Source organism: Streptomyces sp. NPDC101110, from assembly GCF_044759525.1.
Lineage (GTDB): Bacteria > Actinomycetota > Actinomycetes > Streptomycetales > Streptomycetaceae > Streptomyces.
The window spans coordinates 179,106-200,768 of sequence record NZ_JBIVZM010000016.1 but is presented as its reverse complement, the minus strand read 5'-3'; the positions used below and the strand labels follow the sequence as shown (position 1 = coordinate 200,768).

At 71.8% G+C, this 21,663-nt stretch carries 1 protein-coding gene; it reads left to right on the top strand.

Annotated elements, in window-relative coordinates; genetic code table 11:
- Positions 1-18 precede the first annotated feature (18 nt).
- The gene (locus ACIQU3_RS31545; RefSeq protein ID WP_403929020.1) at positions 19-21,663 is read left to right on the top strand and encodes an SDR family NAD(P)-dependent oxidoreductase; all 21,645 of its coding nucleotides are present in this window, start codon (positions 19-21) and stop codon (positions 21,661-21,663) included.

Below are 21,663 nucleotides of genomic sequence, written 5' to 3'. Positions count from 1 at the left end.
AGAGTTGTGGAGCGAGCGATGGTAGGCCAGTCCGGAGAATTCCGTTCGCAGGCTGAACTGACCGGGCCGGAGCAGGAACACCACCTGCTCGCCTTCGTCACCGGTCTGACCGAGGACGTGCTCAAGAGCGCGGACCGAGAGGTGCCCAACGGGATCGACCCCGAGAGTTCCTTCCTCGAACTGGGCTTCCACTCGCTCGCCGCCGTCGACTTCCACAGCCGGCTCGTCGCGGCCACCGGGCTGCGCCTGCCCGTGACTCTGCCCTTCGACCATCCCACCCCGCGGGAGCTCGCGCGCGAACTCCAGCGCCTCCTGTACGGCTCCGCCGCGGACGCGGGCGCCCTGGGCGAGCAGCTGGGCTCCGCCGCGGCCGACGACGAGCCGATCGCCGTCGTCGGCATGGCGGTGCGGCTGCCCGGCGGCGTCAGCACCCCCGAGGGGCTGTGGCGGCTCCTCTCCGAGGGCGGCGACGCGATCTCCGACTTCCCCACCCGCCGCGGCTGGGACCTCGACGGCCTGTACTCTCCCGACCCCGACGACGCGGGCAAGAGCTACACCCGCCGGGGCGGATTCCTGCACGACGCAGGTGAGTTCGACGCGGACTTCTTCGGCATCAGCCCGCGCGAGGCGCTCGGCATGGACCCGCAGCAGCGGCTCCTGCTGGAGAGCACCTGGGAGGCCCTCGAACGCGCGGGCATCGATCCCAAGTCCGTCCGCGGCAGCCAGACCGGTGTGTTCGTCGGCGTCGAGAACCAGGAGTACGGCCCGCGTCTACAGGATGCGGCCGAGGGTTTCGAGGGCTACTTGCTGACCGGCAACGCCGCCAGCGTGGCCTCGGGCCGTCTCGCCTACACCTTCGCCTTCGAGGGTCCCACCATCACGGTCGACACCGCCTGCTCCGGCTCGCTCGTCGCGCTCCACCTCGCCGTGCAGGCCCTGCGGCGCGGCGACTGCCCTCTCGCTGTGGCGGGCGGCGCGGCGGTCATGTCGAGCCCCGGCGGGTTCCTCGCCTTCAGCCGGCAGCGCGGCCTCTCCGCCGACGGGCGCTGCAAGGCGTACTCCGCGGACGCCGACGGCACCGGATGGGGCGAGGGCGTCGGCATCGTCGTCCTGGAGAGGCTCTCGGAGGCCCGGCGCAACGGCCACCAGGTCCTCGCGGTGGTGCGCGGCACCGCCGTCAACTCCGACGGCGCGTCCAACGGCCTGACCGCCCCCAGCGGTCTCGCCCAGCAGCGCGTCATCCGCCGCGCCCTCGCGGACACCGGCCTCGCCGCGACGGACGTCGACGCGGTCGAGGGCCATGGCACCGGTACGCGTCTCGGCGATCCGATCGAGGCGCAGGCGCTGCTTGCCACGTACGGGCAGGGGCGCGAGGGCGGGGAGCCGCTGTGGCTCGGCTCGCTGAAGTCGAACGTCGGCCACACGCAGGCCGCGGCCGGGATCGCCGGTGTCATCAAGATGGTCCTCGCGATGCGGGAGGGTGTGCTGCCGCGGACGCTGCATGCCGACGAGCCGTCCCCGCACGTTGACTGGTCGGCGGGGAACGTGGCGCTGCTGACCGAGGCGCGCGAGTGGCCGCGGACCGGGCGTCCGCGCCGGGCCGGTGTCTCGTCGTTCGGCATGAGCGGCACGAACGCGCACGTGGTGCTGGAGGAGGCGCCGGCCGAACTTTCCGAGCCGGTCTCCGAGACCCCGCTCTCCGAGGCGCCGGTCGTCGACGGGGTCGTGCCGTGGGTGCTCTCCGGTAAGACGGAGGACGCGCTGCGGGCGCAGGCCGAGCGGCTGCACTCCTTCGTACAGGAGAACTCCGACCTGCGTCCGGCGGACGTGGGCTACTCCCTCGCCGTCACGCGGGCCCGGTTCGAACACCGGGCCGTGGTGGCGGGCGCGAGCCGCGAGGAGCTGCTGGCCGGCCTTGAGGCTCTCGCTGCCGGGGAGGTACCGGGCGGTGCGGTGATCTCGGGGAGCGCGCGCCGCGGTCGGGTCGCGTTCCTGTTCACGGGGCAGGGGAGCCAGCGGGCCGGGATGGGCCGCGAGCTGTATGACACGTATCCGGTGTTCGCCGCGGCCTTCGACGAGGTGTGCTCCTACCTCGACCTGCATCTGGAACGTCCGCTGAAGGATGTCGTCTTCGGCACGGACGAGGCGGCTGCCGGTCTGATCGATGAGACGGTGTTCACGCAGGCCGCGCTCTTCGCCATCGAGGTCGCACTCTTCCGCCTGGTTGAGGCTTGGGGCCTGACCCCTGACTTCCTCATCGGCCACTCGGTGGGTGAGCTGGCCGCCGCGCACGTAGCCGGTGTCTTCGATCTCGAGGACGCGGCGATCTTGGTGACCGCGCGGGGCCGGCTCATGCAGGCGCTCCCGACCGGTGGGGCCATGGCCGCGATCCAGGCCACCGAGGCCGAGGTTCTGGAGACGATCGAGGGCCGCGAGCACGAGATCGCCATCGCCGCCATCAACGGACCCACCTCGGTCGTGATCTCCGGTGACGAGACCGCCGTAGTCGAGGTGCTGGAGCACTGGCGCGAGCAGGGCCGCAAGGTCCACCAGCTCCGTGTCAGCCACGCCTTCCACTCCCCCCGCATGGAACCCATGCTGGAGGAATTCCGCTGGCACGCCCGGGTGATGACCTACTCCGCGCCGCGGATCCCGATCGTCTCCAACGTGACCGGTGAGCAGGCCACCGCGGAAGAACTGTGCTCACCGGAGTACTGGGTGCGGCACGTGCGTCAGGCCGTGCGTTTCCGGGACGGCGTCACCTGCCTCGCCGAGCGGGGCGTCACCTCCTTCGTGGAGCTGGGCCCCGACGGCATCCTCTCGGCGATGGGCCAGGAGTCCCTGCCCGATGCCGAGGGCGTGGTCTTCGCCCCGGCCCTGCGCAGGGGCCGCCCCGAGGGCGAGGCCTTCACCTCCGCCATGGCCCGTCTGCACGTGAACGGCGCGGAGCTGGACTGGGACGGCGTCTTCGCGGGCCGCGGCGGACAGCGCGTGGACCTGCCGACGTACGCCTTCCAGCGTCGGCACTACTGGCTGGAGACGCCCACCCTCTCCGGGGACGCCACGGGCTTCGGGCAGTCGGCGACGGGACATCCGCTCCTGAACGCGGCGGTCGCGCTGCCGGAGTCGGACGGGACACTGCTGACGGGACGCCTGTCTCTCCAGTCGCACGGGTGGCTCGCGGATCACGCGGTGCTGGGTTCGGCCGTCGTATCGGGCTCGACCCTGGTCGAGCTGGCCATCCACGCCGGTGACCAGGTCGACTGCGGGTCCCTGGAGGAGCTGACGCTCCAGACCCCGCTGGTCCTGCCCGAGCAGGGCGCGGTGGCGCTGCGGCTGGCCGTGGACGCCGCCGACGACGCGGGCCGCCGCCCGGTCCGCTTCTTCTCCCGCTCGGACGAGGCGGCGCCCGGTAGCCAGTGGACGCTGCATGCCACCGGCACGCTGTCGGGGGCCGCGGAGCCCGCGGCGTTCGACTTGTCGGTGTGGCCGCCGCAGGGCGCCGCCTCCCTCGATACAGATGCGGTCTACGAGCGTCTCGCCCAGGCCGAACTGTCCTACGGCCCGGTCTTCCAGGGCCTGCGTGCCGCCTGGCGGCTCGGTGACGACATCTACGCCGAGGTCGCCCTCCCCGAAGGCACCTCCACCGACGGCTTCGGACTGCACCCCGCACTCCTGGACGCCGCCCTGCACGCCCTGCCCCTCACCCCCCACGAGCAGGCACGCACCACCTCCACCTGGAACCACGTCACCCTCCACGCCACCGGCGCCACCACCCTGCGCGTCAAACTCTCCACCACCAACGGCACCCTCACCGCCGCCGATGACACCGGCGCACCCGTCCTCACCGCACAAACCATCACCTGGCGCCAGACCACCCCCGACGAACTCACCACCGGACACAGCGGATTCCACAACTCCCTGTACCGCCTGGACTGGCCCGAACTGAACCCGGCACCCGCCGAACCCCAGACCTGGGCCATGCTGGGCGACGAACCGAACCTCTTCACCGACGGACCGGCGTTCCCCAGCCTGGCTGAACTCGCCGCCGCCGACACCATCCCCCAGATCGTCTTCGCCCCGCTGACCGCCTACGACGACACCGACGCGGCCACCGCAGCCCACCAGGCCACCCAGCATGCTCTGACGCTCATTCAGGAATGGCTGGCCGAGGACCGGTTCGCCGGGTCTCGCCTGGCCCTCGTCACCCGTGGTGCCATCGCCGCCCGGCCCGGTGAAGACGTGGCCGATCTGGCCAACGCGCCCGTCTGGGGCCTCGTACGCTCCGCGCAGGCCGAGAACCCCGACCGGTTCGTCCTCATCGACACCGACGACGCGTCGCCCGAACTCGCCACTCTCTGGCCGCTCCTGGCCTCCGACGAGCCCCAAGCCGCACTCCGTGACGGTTCGGCGCGCGTGCCGCGCCTGGTCCGGGTGCCTGTCGCCGACGGCGATCCGGCGGCCCTTGACCTGGATCCGGCCGGGACCGCCCTCATCACCGGCGGCACCGGCGCCCTGGGCTCCCTCGTCGCCCGCCACCTCATCACCGAACACGGCGTACGCCACCTGCTGCTCACCAGCCGCCGAGGACTCGACGCCGAAGGCGCCCCGCAGCTCGCCGCCGAACTGACCCAACTCGGCGCCGACACCGTGGAGATCGCCGCCTGCGACGCCGCCGACCGCGGCTCCCTCGAAACGCTGCTCAACTCGGTCGACAGCGGGCGTCCGCTGACCGCCGTGATCCACACCGCCGGTGTCCTGGACGACGGCGTCATCAACGCCCTCACCCCCGAGCGCCTCGACGCGGTTCTCCTCCCCAAGGCCGACGCCGCCGTCCATCTGCACGAGCTGACGAAGGACCTGAACCTCTCCGCGTTCATCCTCTTCTCCTCCTCCGCCGGCCTCTTCGGGGATCCGGGCCAGGGCAACTACGCCGCCGCCAACACCTTCCTCGACGCACTCGCCCACCACCGCCACGCACTCGGCCTCCCCGCCACCTCACTCCAATGGGGCCTGTGGGAACAGCGCAGCGGCATCACCGGACACCTCACCACCGCCGACATCGAGCGCATCCACCGCTCCGGCATGACCCCCCTCCCCACCACCCACGCCCTCCAACTCCTCGACACAGCACGCACCTCGGGCGCCGCTGTCGCGTCGCCCATGAGCCTGGACCTCGCCGCGTTCCGTGCGCCTTCGGCCACGGTCCCCGCCCTGTTGCGCGGGCTGGTCGGCATGCCGGCGCGCCGGGTCGCGGCGAGCGGGGCGGCGGGCGGAACGTCCGCCTTGGCCCGCAGGCTGTCCGGGCTCTCGCCCGCCGAGCGGACGAGTACCTTGCTGGAACTCGTACGCGGTCACGTCGCGTCCGTGCTCGGTCACGGCGACGCGCGGGCGATCGAGCCGGGGCGGGCCTTCAAGGAGGTGGGGTTCGACTCGCTGACCGCGGTCGAGCTGCGCAACCGCCTGAACACCCTCACCGGTCTCCGCCTCCCTGCGACCCTCACGTTCGACTACCCGACCCCGTCGGCGCTGGTGGAGCACCTCCTCGCCGAGACGTTCGCCGACCAGTCCGCCATCGCCGGCCCCGTGACCCCGGCCGCCGGGCCGCTCCACGACGACGAGCCGATCGCCATCGTCGGCATGGCCTGCCGCTTCCCCGGTGACGTCGCCTCGCCGGACGACCTCTGGCGCATGGTGGTCGGGAAGGGCGAGGGTCTCTCCGCGTTCCCCACCGACCGCGGCTGGGACATCGAGGGCGTGTACGACCCGGACCCGGCGCGCGTCGGCACGACGTACGTCCGCCAGGGGGGATTCGTCTCCGCGGCGGAATTCGACGCCGAGTTCTTCGGGATCTCGCCGCGTGAGGCGCTGGCGATGGACCCGCAGCAGCGGCTGCTCCTCGAAGCGTCCTGGGAGTCGCTGGAGGCCGCGGGGATCGACCCGGCGTCCGTACGCGGCAGCCAAACCGGCGTCTTCGCCGGCGTCATGAACACCGATTACTTCCCGAGCCTCCAGTCGGCCCCCGAGGACCTGGAGGGCTACCTCAGCACCGGCACGTCCGGCAGCGTCGCCTCGGGCCGCATCTCGTACGCGCTCGGCCTCGAAGGCCCGGCCGTCTCCGTCGACACCGCGTGCTCGTCCTCGCTCGTCGCCCTGCACCTGGCCGTGCAGTCGCTGCGCCGGGGAGAGTGCACGCTGGCGCTTGCCGGTGGTGTCACGGTCATGTCGACGCCGGACACCTTCGTGGACTTCTCGCGCCAGCGCGGCCTCGCCCCCGACGGCCGCTGCAAGGCATTCGCCGGTGCCGCCGACGGCACGATCTGGGCCGAGGGCGTGGGCATGCTGCTCGTCGAGCGGCTCTCGGACGCCGAGCGCAACGGCCACAAGGTGCTCGCGGTCGTCCGCGGCACGGCCGTGAACCAGGACGGTGCGTCGAACGGCCTGACCGCTCCGAACGGCCCCTCGCAGCAGCGCGTCATCCGCCAGGCCCTGGCGTCGGCGGGCCTGACGCCCGGTGACGTGGACGCGGTGGAGGCGCACGGCACGGGCACGCGGCTCGGCGACCCGATCGAGGCCCAGGCCCTGCTCGCCACCTACGGCCAGGGTCGCGAGGGAGCCGAACCGCTCTGGCTCGGCTCCGTGAAGTCCAACATCGGTCACACCCAGGCGGCAGCCGGTGCCGCGGGCATCATCAAGATGGTCGTCGCGATGCGGGAGGGTGTCCTCCCGCAGACCCTGCATGTGGACCAGCCGTCGCCCGAGATCGACTGGTCGGCGGGTGACGTCCGGCTGCTGACCGAGGCGCGGGAGTGGCCGGACACCGGGCGTCCGCGCCGAGTGGGCGTCTCGTCCTTCGGTATCAGCGGTACCAATGCGCATGTGATTCTGGAGCAGGCGCCGGCTGCCGTCGACACCACCGTCGAGGAGGCGGGCTCCGAGGCTCCGGTCGTCGGTGGCGTGGTGCCGTGGGTGCTGTCCGGTAAGACGGAGGAGGCGCTGCGGGCGCAGGCCGAGCGGCTGCACTCCTACCTGCGGGAGAACTCCGAGCTGCGTGCGGCCGATGTGGGCTACTCCCTCGCTGTGACGCGGGCCCGCTTCGAGCACCGGGCCGTCGTCACCGGCTCCGATGTGGACGAACTCCTTTCGGGTGTACGGGCGTTGGCGGACGGAGATGCGTCGGGCGCCGTGGCCTCGGGGAGCGTGCGCCGCGGCAAGCTGGCGTTCCTGTTCACGGGGCAGGGCAGCCAGCGGGCCGGAATGGGCCACGAGCTCTACGAGACCTATCCGGTGTTCGCTGCCGCTTTCAATGAGGTGTGTGCCCGCTTCGATGGGCAGCTGGAGCGTCCGCTGAAGGATGTCGTCTTCGGCACGGACGGGACGGACGCCGGTCTGATCGACCAGACCGTGTACACCCAGGCCGCGCTCTTCGCCATCGAGGTCGCGCTGTTCCGGCTCGTCGAGGCGTGGGGGCTGACCCCTGACTTCCTCGTCGGGCACTCCGTGGGTGAACTGGCCGCCGCCCATGTGGCCGGGGTCTTCACCCTGGAGGACGCCGTCAAGCTTGTCGCCGCGCGTGGGCGGCTTATGCAGGCGCTGCCCGCCGGTGGGGCCATGGCAGCGATCCAGGCCACCGAAGCTGAGGTTCTGGAGACGCTCGAAGGCCGCGAGCACGAGATCGCCATCGCCGCCATCAACGGACCCACATCCGTCGTGATCTCCGGCGACGAGACCGCCGTAGTCGAGGTCCTCGAGCACTGGCGCGAGCAAGGCCGCAAGGTCCACCAGCTCCGCGTCAGCCACGCCTTCCACTCCCCCCGCATGGAACCCATGCTCGATGAGTTCCGCACCATCGCAGCGGGCCTGACCTACGGCACCCCGAGCATCCCGGTCGTCTCCAACCTCACCGGCCAGCTCGCCACCCCCGAAGACATCGGCTCACCCGAGTACTGGGTCCGCCACGTCCGCCAAGCCGTCCGCTTCGCCGACGGCATCACCCACCTCGCCGAACAAGGCGTCACCACCTACATCGAGCTGGGCCCCGACGGCACCCTCTCCGCCCTGGCCCAGGAAATCGCGTCCGACAGCGAAGAAGCACTCTTCACGCCCGTACTCCGCAAGAACCGCCCCGAAACCGAAACACTCACCCAGGCCATCGGCACCGCCCACAACCACGGCGCCGAACTCAACTGGGACGGCGTCTTCGCAGGCCACGACGCCCGCCGCGTCGACCTGCCCACCTACGCCTTCCAGCACCAGCACTACTGGCTGGAGCAGGCTGCCCCCACCGGCAGCCTTGCCCCTGCCGGCCTGGCGTCGGTCACGCACCCGCTGCTCGGCGCGGCGGTCGCGCTTCCCGCGACGGGAACCATCCTGCTGACCGGCCGTCTCTCGCTGCAATCCCACGACTGGCTCGCGGAGCATGTGGTGATGGGCGTCCCGATGGTGCCCTCGTCGGTCCTGGTGGAGCTGGCGACCCAGGCGGGGGACGAAGCCGGTTGCGGTGGGCTGGCGGAGCTGACGCTCCAGGCTCCGCTCGTACTGCCCGCACAGGGTGCCGTCGCCCTCCGGGTGACCGTGGACAACACCGACGAAGACGGGCACCGGGCCGTCACGATCTACTCGCGCGCCGAAGAGGCCTCGATCGACGAGCCGTGGGTGTGCCACGCCACGGGCCGCGTCACCGGAGTGGCCCAGGATGCCGACTTCGACCTGTCGGTGTGGCCGCCGCAGGGCGCCGCCTCCCTCGATACAGATGCGGTCTACGAGCGTCTCGCCCAGGCCGAACTGTCCTACGGCCCGGTCTTCCAGGGCCTGCGTGCCGCCTGGCGGCTCGATGACGACATCTACGCCGAGGTCGCCCTCCCCGAAGGCACCTCCACCGACGGCTTCGGACTGCACCCCGCACTCCTGGACGCCGCCCTGCACGCCCTGCCCCTCACCCCCCACGAGCAGGCACGCACCACCTCCACCTGGAACCACGTCACCCTCCACGCCACCGGCGCCACCACCCTGCGCGTCAAGCTCTCCACCACCAACGGCACCCTCACCGCCGCCGACAACACCGGCGCACCCGTCCTCACCGCACAAGCCATCACCTGGCGCCAGACCACCCCCGACGAACTCACCACCGGACACAGCGGATTCCACAACTCCCTGTACCGCCTGGACTGGCCCGAACTGAACCCGGCACCCGCCGAACCCCAGACCTGGGCCATGCTGGGCGACGAACCGAACCTCTTCACCGACGGACCGGCGTTCCCCAGCCTGGCTGGACTCGCCGCCGCCGACACCATCCCCCAGATCGTCTTCGCCCCGCTGACCGCCTACGAGGACACCGACGCGGCCACCGCAGCCCACCAGGCCACCCACCACACCCTGGCCCTGGTCCAGGAGTGGCTGGCCGAGGACCGCTTCGCCGACTCCCGTCTCGTCTTCGTCACGCGTGGTGCCATCGCCGCCGGTCCCCACGACGCTGTCACCGACCTGGCCAACGCACCCGTGTGGGGCCTGGTACGCGCAGCCCAGTCCGAGAACCCCGACCGCTTCCTCCTCCTCGACACCGACACCGAGTCGCCCGAACTCACCACTCTCTGGCCGCTCCTGGCCTCCGACGAGCCCGAAGCCGCACTCCGCGACGGCGCCCTGCGCGTGCCGCGCCTGGCCCGCCCGGCCCTCGCCGAGACCACCGCTTCACCCCTGGACCCGTCCGGGACCGCCCTCATCACCGGCGGCACCGGCGCCCTGGGCTCCCTCGTCGCCCGCCACCTCGTCACCGAACACGGCGTACGCCACCTCATCCTCACCAGCCGCCGAGGACTCGACGCCGAAGGCGCCCCGCAGCTCGCCGCCGAACTGGCCGAACTCGGCGCCAACACCGTGGAGATCGCCGCCTGCGACGCCGCCGACCGTGAGGCCGTCGCGGCCCTCCTCGCCGGTGTCCCCGCCGAGCGTCCCCTCGATGCCGTGATCCACACGGCCGGTGTCCTCGACGACGGTGTCATCAACGCCCTCACCCCCGAGCGTTTCGACACCGTGCTCCGCCCCAAGGCGGACGCCGCGCTCAACCTCCACGACCTCACCAAGGACCTGGACCTCTCCGCCTTCGTCCTCTTCTCCTCCGCCGCCGGTGTCTTCGGCGACGCGGGCCAGGCGAACTACGCGGCCGCCAACACCTTCCTCGACGCACTCGCCCACCACCGCCACGCGCTCGGCCTGCCCGCCACCTCACTCGCGTGGGGCTTCTGGGAGCAGCGCAGCGGCATCACCGGACACCTCTCGGACGCCGACATCGAGCGCATCAAGCGCTCCGGCATGCTGCCGATCTCCTCGCAGCTCGGCATGTCCCTCTTGGACGCCGTCATCTCGTCGTCGGACGAGGCACTGCTCGTGCCCATGCCACTCGATCTCGCCGCGCTGCGCGGCCAGGGCACAGCTCTGCCCGCGCTGCTGGGCGGTCTGGCCGGATCTCCCGCCCGCCGTGTCGCCGGCGGTAAGAGCACCGGCGCCGAGACGCCATCGCTGGCTCTCCGCCTCGCCGGGCGTCCGGCAGGTGAGCAGAGCGGCGTACTGCTCGACCTGGTGCGCACTCACGTCGCGGCCGCTCTGGGCCACGGCAGCGCGGACGCCGTCGCGCCGAAGCGCGCCTTCAAGGAGTTGGGCTTCGACTCCCTCACCGCGGTCGAACTGCGCAACCGCCTGGGCGGCGAGACCGGGCTGCGGCTCCCCGCGACCCTGGTCTTCGACTACCCGACGCCCGCCGCACTCGTCGACTTCCTGCGCACCGAACTCCTCGGCGCCACGGGGACCGACGCGAGCGGCACGACCGCCAACTCGCAGGTGGTTCCGGTCGGCACGCCGGGGTCGGACGACGACCCCATCGTGATCGTGGGTATGAGCTGCCGCTTCCCCGGTGGGGTGTCCTCCCCGGAGGAGCTGTGGCAGCTGCTGCTCGACGGGCGTGAAGGGCTCTCACCGTTCCCGACGGACCGCGGCTGGGACGTCGAAAGCCTGTACGACCCGGATCCGGCGAAGACGGGCACGACCTACGTCCAGGTCGGTGGGTTCCTGGAGAGGGCGGGCGACTTCGACCCCGCGTTCTTCGGGATCTCGCCGCGCGAGGCGCTCGCCACGGACCCCCAGCAGCGTCTGATGCTGGAGGCGGCCTGGGAGGCCTTCGAACGTGCGGGTATCGACCCCGATTCGGTGCGCGGCAGCCAGACCGGTGTCTTCGCCGGTGTGATGGCCACCGACTACTTCCCGGGCCTCCAGTCGGTCCCCGAGGACCTGGAGGGCTACCTCAGCACCGGCACGTCCGGCAGCGTGGCCTCGGGCCGCATCTCGTACGCGCTCGGCCTCGAAGGCCCGGCCGTCTCCGTCGACACCGCGTGCTCGTCCTCGCTCGTCGCCCTGCACCTGGCCGTGCAGTCGCTGCGGCAGGGTGACTGCTCGCTGGCGCTGGTCAGCGGTGTCACCGTGATGGCGGGGCCGGACACGTTCGTCGACTTCTCGCGCCAGCGCGGTCTCGCCCCCGACGGCCGCTGCAAGGCCTTCGCCGGTGCCGCCGACGGCACCGCGTGGGCCGAGGGCGTGGGCATGCTGCTGGTCGAAAAGCTGTCGGACGCGCGGCGCAATGGCCACCAGGTGCTCGCCGTCGTCCGTGGTTCCGCCGTCAACCAGGACGGCGCCTCCAACGGTCTGACTGCTCCGAACGGCCCCTCGCAGCAGCGCGTCATCCGCCAGGCCCTCGCGTCGGCGGGCCTGACGCCCGGTGACGTGGACGTGGTCGAGGCGCACGGCACGGGCACGCGGCTCGGTGACCCGATCGAGGCCCAGGCGCTGCTCGCCACGTACGGCCAGGGCCGCGACGCGGACCAGCCGCTGTGGCTCGGCTCCGTGAAGTCCAACATCGGTCACACCCAGGCGGCAGCCGGTGTCGCCGGTGTCATCAAGATGGTCATGGCGATACGGGAGGGTGTCCTCCCGCGGACCCTGCATGTGGATCAGCCGTCGCCCGAGGTCGACTGGTCGGCGGGTGCGGTGTCGCTCCTGACCGAGGCACGGGAGTGGCCGCAGACCGGGCACCCGCGCCGGGCCGGCATCTCGTCGTTCGGCCTGAGCGGCACGAACGCGCACACCATCATCGAGCAGGCGCCGGTCGATGACTCCGAAGCGTCCGCCGAGGCGGGCTCCGTGGCCCCTGTCGTCGGTGGGGTCGTTCCGTGGGTCCTGTCGGGCAAGACGGAGGACGCGCTGCGGGCGCAGGCCGTGCGGCTGCACTCCTTCCTGCGGGACAACTCCGACCTGCGTCCGGCCGATGTGGGCTACTCCCTCGCCGTCACCCGGGCCCGCTTCGAGCACCGGGCCGTCATCACCGGCTCTGACCTGGATGAACTCCTGGCAGGAACCGCCGCGTTGGCGGCCGGCGAACACTCCGGGTCTGTGACCACGGGCAGCATGAGCAGCGGGAGGCTGGCCGTCCTGTTCACGGGGCAGGGCAGCCAGCGGGTCGGAATGGGCCGCGAGCTTTATGACACGTATCCGGTGTTCGCCGCTGCCTTTGATGAGGTGTGTGCGCACTTTGACGGGCTGCTGGAGCGTCCGCTGAAGGATGTGGTCTTCGGTACGGACGAGACGGACGCCGGTCTGATCGACCAGACCGTGTACACGCAGGCCGCACTGTTCGCCATCGAGGTCGCACTCTTCCGCCTGGTGGAGGCGTGGGGTCTGACCCCTGACTTCCTCGTCGGGCACTCCGTGGGCGAACTGGCCGCCGCGCACGTCTCCGGGCTCTTCACCCTCGACGACGCGACCAAGCTCGTCGCCGCACGCGGACGCCTCATGCAGGCCCTCCCCGCCGGTGGCGCCATGGCCGCGATCCAGGCCACCGAAGCTGAGGTTCTGGAGACGCTCGAAGGCCGCGAGCACGAGATCGCCATCGCCGCCATCAACGGACCCACATCCGTCGTGATCTCCGGTGACGAGACTGCGGTAGTCGAGGTGCTGGAGCACTGGCGGGAGCAGGGCCGCAAGGTCCACCAGCTCCGCGTCAGCCACGCCTTCCACTCGCCCCGCATGGAACCCATGCTGGACGAGTTCCGCACCATCGCAGCGGGCCTGACCTACGGCACCCCGAGCATCCCGGTCGTCTCCAACCTCACCGGCCAGCTCGCCACCCCCGAGGACATCGGCTCACCCGAGTACTGGGTCCGCCACGTCCGCCAAGCCGTCCGTTTCGCCGACGGCATCGCCTACCTGGCCGAGCAGGGCGTCACGTCCTTCATCGAGCTGGGCCCCGACGGCACCCTCTCCGCCCTGGCCCAGGAAATCGCGTCCGACAGCGAAGAAGCACTCTTCACGCCCGTACTCCGCAAGAACCGCCCCGAAGCGGAAACCCTCACCCAGACCATCGCCACCGCCCACATCCACGGCGCCGAACTCAACTGGGACGGCGTCTTCGCAAGCCGTGGCGCACGCCGCGTCGACCTGCCCACCTACGCCTTCCAGCACCAGCACTACTGGCTGCAAGCGACGGCCTCGTCCGGCGACGCCACCGGTCTCGGGCTCGGCACCACCGGACACCCGCTGCTCGGCGCCACCATCGCCCTTCCGGAGTCGGACACCACCGTCCTCACCGGTCGGCTGTCCCTCCAGTCACACCCCTGGCTGGCCGACCACACCGTCATGGGCACGGCCATGGTGCCGGGCTCGGCGCTGGTCGAGCTGGCGATCCACGCCGGTGACCAGGTCGGGCACGGCACGATCGACGTCCTGACGCTCCAGGCCCCGCTGGTCCTCCCCCAGCGCGGTGGCATCGCGCTGCGCGTGACCGTGCAGGAGGCCGACGAGAACGGGCTCTGCACGGTGCGGATCTTCTCCCGGCCCGAGGAGGCGGAAGCGGACGAGGCATGGGTGCTCAACGCGGACGGCGTGCTGTCCGCCATGGCTGAGGGAGCGTCCGGGGAAGAGTCTCTCGATCTGTCGGTGTGGCCGCCGCGGGGTGCCGTCGCGATCGACGTCGACACCACCTACGAACACCTCACACACGCCCAACTGACCTACGGGCCCGCCTTCCAGGGCCTGCGCGCCGCCTGGCGTCTCGAAGACGACATCTACGCCGAGGTCGCCCTCCCCGAAACCGCCACCACCGACGGCTTCAGCCTCCACCCCGCACTCCTCGACGCCGCCCTGCACGCCCTGCCCCTCACCCCCCACGAGCAGGCACGCACCACCTCCACCTGGAACCACGTCACCCTCCACGCCACCGGCGCCACCACCCTGCGCGTCAAACTCTCCACCACCAACGGCACCCTCACCGCCGCCGATGACACCGGCACACCCGTCCTCACCGCACAAACCATCACCTGGCGCCACACCACCCCCGACGAACTCACCGCCGGACACCACCCCTTCCACGACTCCCTCTTCCACGTGCAATGGCCACAGCTGCCCCTCCCCCCGGCCAACCCGGGCGCGAGCATCATGTCGGCCGTCGTCGGCGCGGATCCGGCGGAGCTGGCGGAGTTGGCTCAGGCAGAGAGCGTGCCCGCCGTGGTGTTCGTACCGCTCACGGCCACAGCCACGGCCGGTCCTTCCGAGGCGGACGTCGCGGGCACCGTCCGTGCGACCGCGCATCGCGTCCTGGAGCTCCTCCAGGGCTGGCTCGCGGAAAGCCGTTTCGCCGACTCCCGCCTGGTCTTCGTGACCCGGGGCGCGGTCGCGACGGGTGCGGACGACGGCGTCGAGGACCTCGTGCACGCCCCTGTCTGGGGCCTCGTACGGTCGGCGCAGGCCGAGAACCCGGGGAGGTTCGCCCTCATTGACCTGGAGGCGACCGACGCCGCCGGGGCCGAACTCCTCACGGCTGTCACCGCCACGGGTGAGGAGCAGGTGGCCGTGCGCGGCGGCAAGGCCCTCGTCCCGCGCCTGGCCCGCTTCTCCAGTCGGGAAGCTGAGCCGGGAGCCGGTATCGACAACCGGGGCACGGTCCTGATCACGGGTGGCACCGGCTCGCTCGGCGCGCTGTTCGCCCGTCACCTCGTCACCGAGTACGGCATACGACACCTCGTCCTCACCAGCCGCCGAGGCCGTGCCGCCGAGGGTGCCGACGACCTGGCCGGCGAACTCAGCGCCCTCGGCGCGAGCACCGTCACCGTCGCCGCCTGCGACGCCGCGGACCGTGAAGCCCTCGCGGCCCTCATCGCCGACGTCCCCGCCGAGCACCCCCTCACGGCGGTCATCCACACCGCCGGTGTTCTCGACGACGGGGTCATCGACTCCCTCACCCCGGACCGGCTCGACGCGGTCCTGCGCCCCAAGGCGGACGCCGCCGTCCATCTGCACGAGCTGACGAAGGACCTCGGCCTCTCCGCGTTCGTCCTCTTCTCCTCCGCGGCCGGTGTGTTCGGCGAGGCCGGGCAGGGCAACTACTCGGCCGCCAACAGCTTCCTGGACGCGCTGGCCTCCCACCGCCGCGCCCAGGGACTGCCCGCCACCTCACTCGCCTGGGGCTTCTGGGAGCAGCGCAGCGGCATCACCGGACATCTCTCGGTCGCCGACATCGAGCGCATGAGGCGTGCCGGGACCGTGCCGCTCACCTCGGAGGAGGGGCTCGCGATGTTCGACGCCGCGGTCCGCGGCACGGAGGCGACGCTCGTCCCGATCCCGCTGGACCTGGCGGCGCTGCGAACACAGGGCGGTACCGTTCCGGCGCTGCTCCACAAGCTCGTCGGATCTCCCGCGCGGCGCACGGCCCGGACCGGGACCGTGGCCGCCGGATCGGGTCTGGCGCAGCGCCTGGCCGGTCTGTCGCGGGGCAAGCAGGACAGCGTGCTGCTGGACCTCGTACGTACGCACGTGGCCGCCGTTCTCGGCCACGGCGGCGCGGACGCGATCGAACCGGGGCGCGCTTTCAAGGAGTTGGGCTTCGACTCGCTGACCGCGGTCGAACTGCGCAACCGCCTGGGCGGCGAGACCGGGCTGCGGCTCCCCGCGACCCTGGTCTTCGACTACCCGACGCCCGCCGCGCTCGTCGAGTACATCGGCGGTGAGGTTCTCGGGCAGGACGCCGGGACGGCCCTCGCCGTCGCCGCGCCGGCCGAGACCGCCGTGGCGACGGACGACGACCCGATCGCGATCGTGGGCGTCGCCTGCCGCTACCCCGGTGGGGCCACGTCCTCCGAGGCACTGTGGCGACTGCTGCTCGCGGGCGAGGAGGGCCTGACGGACTTCCCGGCCGACCGCGGCTGGGACCTCGACGCCCTCTTCGACTCCGACCCCGACCGCGTCGGCACCACCTATGCCCGGGTCGGCGGCTTCCTGGAGAGTGCCGGCGACTTCGACCCCGCGTTCTTCGGGATCTCGCCGCGTGAGGCGCTGGCGATGGACCCGCAGCAGCGACTGCTCCTCGAAGCCTCCTGGGAGGCGCTGGAGCGCGCCGGGATCGACCCGGCGTCCATCCGCGGCAGCCAGACCGGCGTGTTCGCCGGTGTCATGAGCTCCGACTACTACTCGGGCCGCGACTCCGCCCCGGAGGGCGTCGAGGGCTACCTCGGCACCGGCAACTCGGGCAGCGTCGCCTCGGGCCGCGTCTCGTACGTGCTCGGCCTCGAAGGCCCGGCCGTCTCCGTGGACACCGCGTGCTCGTCCTCGCTCGTCGCCCTGCACCTGGCCGTGCAGTCGCTGCGCCAGCGGGAGTGCTCGCTGGCACTGGTCGGTGGCGTCACCGTCATGGCCAGCCCGGACACGTTCGTCGACTTCTCGCGCCAGCGCGGCCTCGCCCCCGACGGCCGTTGCAAGGCCTTCGCGGCGGCCGCGGACGGCACCGGCTGGGCGGAAGGCGTGGGCATGCTGCTCGTCGAGCGGCTGTCGGAGGCGCGCCGCAACGGCCACACCGTTCTCGCGCTGGTGCGCGGCACGGCCGTCAACCAGGACGGCGCGTCGAACGGGCTCACCGCCCCGAACGGCCCCTCGCAGCAGCGCGTCATCCGCCAGGCCCTCGCCAACGCGCGGCTGACGCCCGCCGAGGTGGACGCCGTGGAGGCACACGGCACCGGCACGCGGCTCGGCGACCCGATCGAGGCCCAGGCGCTGCTCGCCACGTACGGCCAGGGCCGCGAGGGCTCCGAGCCGCTGTGGCTCGGCTCCATCAAGTCCAACATCGGACACAGCCAGGCGGCTTCGGGCGTGGCGGGCATCATCAAGATGGTCATGGCGATGCGGGAGGGGCTGCTGCCCAAGACCCTGCACGTCGACGAGCCGTCGGCGGAGGTGGACTGGTCGGCGGGCGACGTGCGGCTGCTGACCGAGGCCCGCGAGTGGCCCGAGGCCGGGCGCCCGCGCCGGGCCGGCGTCTCGTCCTTCGGCATCGGTGGCACCAACGCCCATGTGATTCTGGAGCAGGCGCCGGTCGATGACTCCGAGGCCGCTGTCGACGAGGGGGGCTCCGAGGCTCCGGTCGTCGGTGGGGTCGTTCCGTGGGTCCTGTCGGGCAAGACGGAGGGGGCACTGCGGGCGCAGGCCGAGCGGCTGTACTCGTTCGTACGGGAGAACTCCGAGCTGCGTCCGGCGGACGTGGGGTACTCCCTCGCTGTGACGCGGGCCCGCTTCGAGCACCGGGCCGTCGTCACCGGCTCCGATATGGACGAACTCCTCGCGGGTGTGCAGGCGTTGGCGGACGGAGATGCGTCGGGCGCGGTGACCTCGGGCAGCGTACGCCGCGGCAAGCTGGCGTTCCTGTTCACGGGGCAGGGCAGCCAGCGGGCCGGAATGGGCCGCGAACTGTACGAGACCTATCCCGTGTTCGCTGCTGCCTTTGATGAGGTGTGTGCGCACTTTGACGGGCTGCTGGAGCGTCCGCTGAAGGATGTGGTCTTCGGCAGGGACGAGACGGACGCCGGTCTGATCGACCAGACCGTGTACACGCAGGCCGCGCTCTTCGCCATCGAGGTCGCACTCTTCCGCCTGGTGGAGGCCTGGGGGCTGACCCCTGACTTCCTCGTCGGGCACTCCGTCGGTGAACTGGCCGCCGCCCATGTGGCCGGGGTCTTCACTCTCGACGACGCGACCAAGCTCGTCGCCGCTCGTGGACGCCTCATGCAGGCCCTCCCCGCTGGCGGGGCCATGGCAGCCATCCAGGCCACCGAAGCTGAGGTTCTGGAGACGCTCGAAGGCCGCGAGCACGAGATCGCCATCGCCGCCATCAACGGACCCACATCCGTCGTGGTCTCCGGTGACGAGACCGCGGTAGTCGAGGTGCTGGAGCACTGGCGCGAGCAAGGCCGCAAGGTCCACCAGCTCCGCGTCAGCCACGCCTTCCACTCCCCCCGCATGGAACCCATGCTGGACGAATTCCGCACCATCGCGGCGGGCCTGACCTACGGCACTCCGAGCATCCCGGTCGTCTCCAACCTCACCGGCCAACTCGCCACCCCCGAAGACATCGGCTCACCCGAGTACTGGGTCCGCCACGTCCGCCAAGCCGTCCGCTTCGCCGACGGCATCACCCACCTCGCCGAACAAGGCGTCACCACCTACATCGAGCTGGGCCCCGACGGCACCCTCTCCGCCCTGGCCCAGCAAACCCTCACCAACACAGAAGAGGCACTCTTCACCCCCGTACTCCGCAAGAACCGCCCCGAAACCGAAACCCTCACCCAAGCCATCGGCACCGCCCACATCCACGGCGCCGAACTCAACTGGGACGGCGTCTTCGCAGGCCGGGGCGCACAGCGCGTCGATCTTCCGACCTACGCCTTCCAGCACGACCGCTACTGGCTCGAAGCGCTCGCTCCCCTCGGCGACGCCTCCGGGCTGGGCCAGGCGCCCGCCGGGCACCCGCTGCTCGGCGCCACCATCGCCCTTCCGGAGTCGGACACCACCGTCCTCACCGGTCGGCTGTCCCTCCAGTCACACCCCTGGCTGGCCGACCACGTGGTGCTCGGGTCGGCGTTGCTGCCCGGGTCCGTCCTCGTCGAGCTGGCGATCCACGCCGGCGACCAGGCGGGCTGCGGCAACCTGGCGGAACTGGCCGTCCAGACCCCGCTCGTGCTCCCGCAGCGCGGTGGAAGTGCCGTACGCGTGACCGTGGAGGCCGCCGACGCGAGCGGTGACCGGCGCGTGGTGATCTACTCGCGGCCCGACGACGCCGACGCGCGAACCCCGTGGACCCTGCACGCCGAGGGCGTACTCACGGACGGTACGACCGTTGGCGACTTCGAGCTGTCGGTGTGGCCGCCCGAGGGTGCCACGGAGGTCGGACTCGAAGGACTGTACGACGACTTGACGAACATCGGCGCCGAGTACGGGCCGGTCTTCCAGGGGCTGCGCAAGGTCTGGCGGCTCGGCACCGACACGTACGCCGAGATCGCGCTTCCCGAGGGGACCTCGACCGACGGCTTCGGGCTCCATCCTGCGCTCCTCGACGCCGCGCTGCACACACTGCACCTCGACTCACTCGACACCCTCGGCGCGGGCGAGGACGGTCGGATCTCCCTGCCGAACGCGTGGAGCGGCGTCACGCTCCACGCGACGGGCGCCTCCCTGCTGCGCGTACGCATCACCGAGCACCTCGGCGTACAGATCGCGGACGGGTCCGGCTCGCCCGTGGCGACGATCGCCGCGCTCGGGCTGGAACCGGTGACGGACGAGGCGGTCTCCGCGGGCCGCACCGGGTTCCATGAGGCGCTGTTCCACTCCGAGTGGGCGCCGTTGGCGCTCGGCGCGTCCGGCACTGCCGCGCCCGACATCGCCGCCGGGTGGGCCGTGCTCGGGGGCGACACGCTGGGCCTGCCGTTCGACGGCGCGGCGTGGTACGCGGACTTGAGCGAGCTGTCCCGGGAGGGGTCCGTACCGTCGGTGGTGTTCGCACCCCTGAGTTCCACGCCCGACACGCCTGGCACTGGCACACCTGACACTGACACGCCTGAGTCGAGCGGCGGGGCCGCTCAGGGCGATGCGCGGGGTCTCGCTCAGGCAGCGCACGACGCGCTGTACGGGGCGCTGGGCCTGGCCCAGGAGTGGCTGGCCGACGAGCGGTTCGCCGATTCACGGCTCGTGCTCGTGACGCAGGGGGCAGCCGCCACCGGCCCCGACGAGGACGTTCCGGACCTGGAGAACGCCGCCGTCTGGGGGCTGATCCGCTCGGCGCAGACCGAGAATCCGAACCGGTTTGTACTCCTTGACGTACGCGGTGACGAACTCACCGCCGAACTGCTCGCCGCCGCCCTCGACTCCGGTGAGCCCGAGCTGGCCGTCCGGGGAGACCAGGTGTCCGCGCGGCGCCTCGCCCGCGTTCCCGCCGCCGGGGTGCCCACGACGGCCCCTGTCGAACTGGACCGGGCGGGCACCGCGCTGATCACCGGCGGTACCGGCACACTCGGTGCGCTGGTGGCGCGGCACCTGGTGACCGAGCACGGCGTGCGCCGTCTCCTCCTGACCAGCCGGCGCGGTCTCGATGCCGAGGGCGCACCGGAGCTGGCCGCCGAGCTGACGGCACTCGGCGCGCAGGTGGAGATCGCCTCCTGCGACGTGACGGACTTCTCGGCGCTTGCCTCTCTGGTGAAGTCCGTGCCGGTCGACCATCCGCTCACGGCGGTCGTGCACACCGCCGGGGTGATCGACGACGCCACGATCGGCTCGCTCACACCTGAGCGGCTCGGCCGGGTGCTGCGTCCGAAGATCGACGCCGTGCTCAACCTCCACGAGCTGACCCGGGACCTGGACCTGTCGGCCTTCGTCCTCTTCTCCTCCGCCGCCAGCCTCTTCGGTGAGGCGGGCCAGGCCAACTACGTCGCGGGCAACTCCTTCCTCGACGCCCTGGCGCAGGCCCGGCGCGCCGACGGCCTCGCGGCCACCTCGCTCCAGTGGGGCTTCTGGGGGCAGCGCAGCGGCATCACAGGCCACCTCTCGGCGGCCGACGTACAGCGCATGGAGCGCGGTGGCATGCTGCCGATCTCCTCGGAGCTTGGCATGTCGCTGTTCGACGTGGCCCGCGAGTCCGGTCGTCCCGTGGTCGCCCCGGTGCGCCTCGATCTCACCAGGCTGCTCGCTCAGGAGGGCGGTTCGGACGAGGCTCTGCTGCGCGGGCTGCGGCGTGGTCCCGGCCGGCGCGCGGCGGCGGCCGGCGGGCCCGCCGGTCACGGGGGGACGCTCACCGACCGGCTCACCGGGCTCAGTGGTACGGAGCAGGACGCGCTGCTGCTGGAGTCCGTGCGGACCCATGTCGCGGCGGTGCTCGGCCACAGCGGTGGCGCGGGCCTCGAACCGGGGCGCGCCTTCAAGGAGTTGGGCTTCGACTCGCTGACCGCGGTCGAACTGCGCAACCGTCTGGGCGCGGAGACCGGCCTGCGGCTGCCGGCCACTCTCGTCTTCGACTATCCGACGCCGCTCGCGCTCACCGGATATCTGCGCGCCCAGCTGGTGCCGGCCGGCGAGGACCCCGACACCGGCGCCGACCCCGAGGAGGCGCGTATCCGCTCCGCCCTCGCGGCGGTCCCGCTGGCCCGCTTCCGCGAGGCCGGTGTGCTGGATCTCCTGATGGACCTGGCCGGTCTGGGTGACGCGGACCCCGCGCCCGAGGACGACGGCCGATCCGACGCGATCGACGACATCGACGCGATGGACACCGAACACCTGATCCGTATGGCGCTCGGAAACGCCGACTCATGA

What these genes read in the sequence shown, in the direction of transcription:
- ACIQU3_RS31545 (WP_403929020.1), top strand. Translation starts at nt 19, where the DNA reads ATGGTAGGCCAGTCCGGAGAATTCCGTTCGCAGGCTGAACTGACCGGG.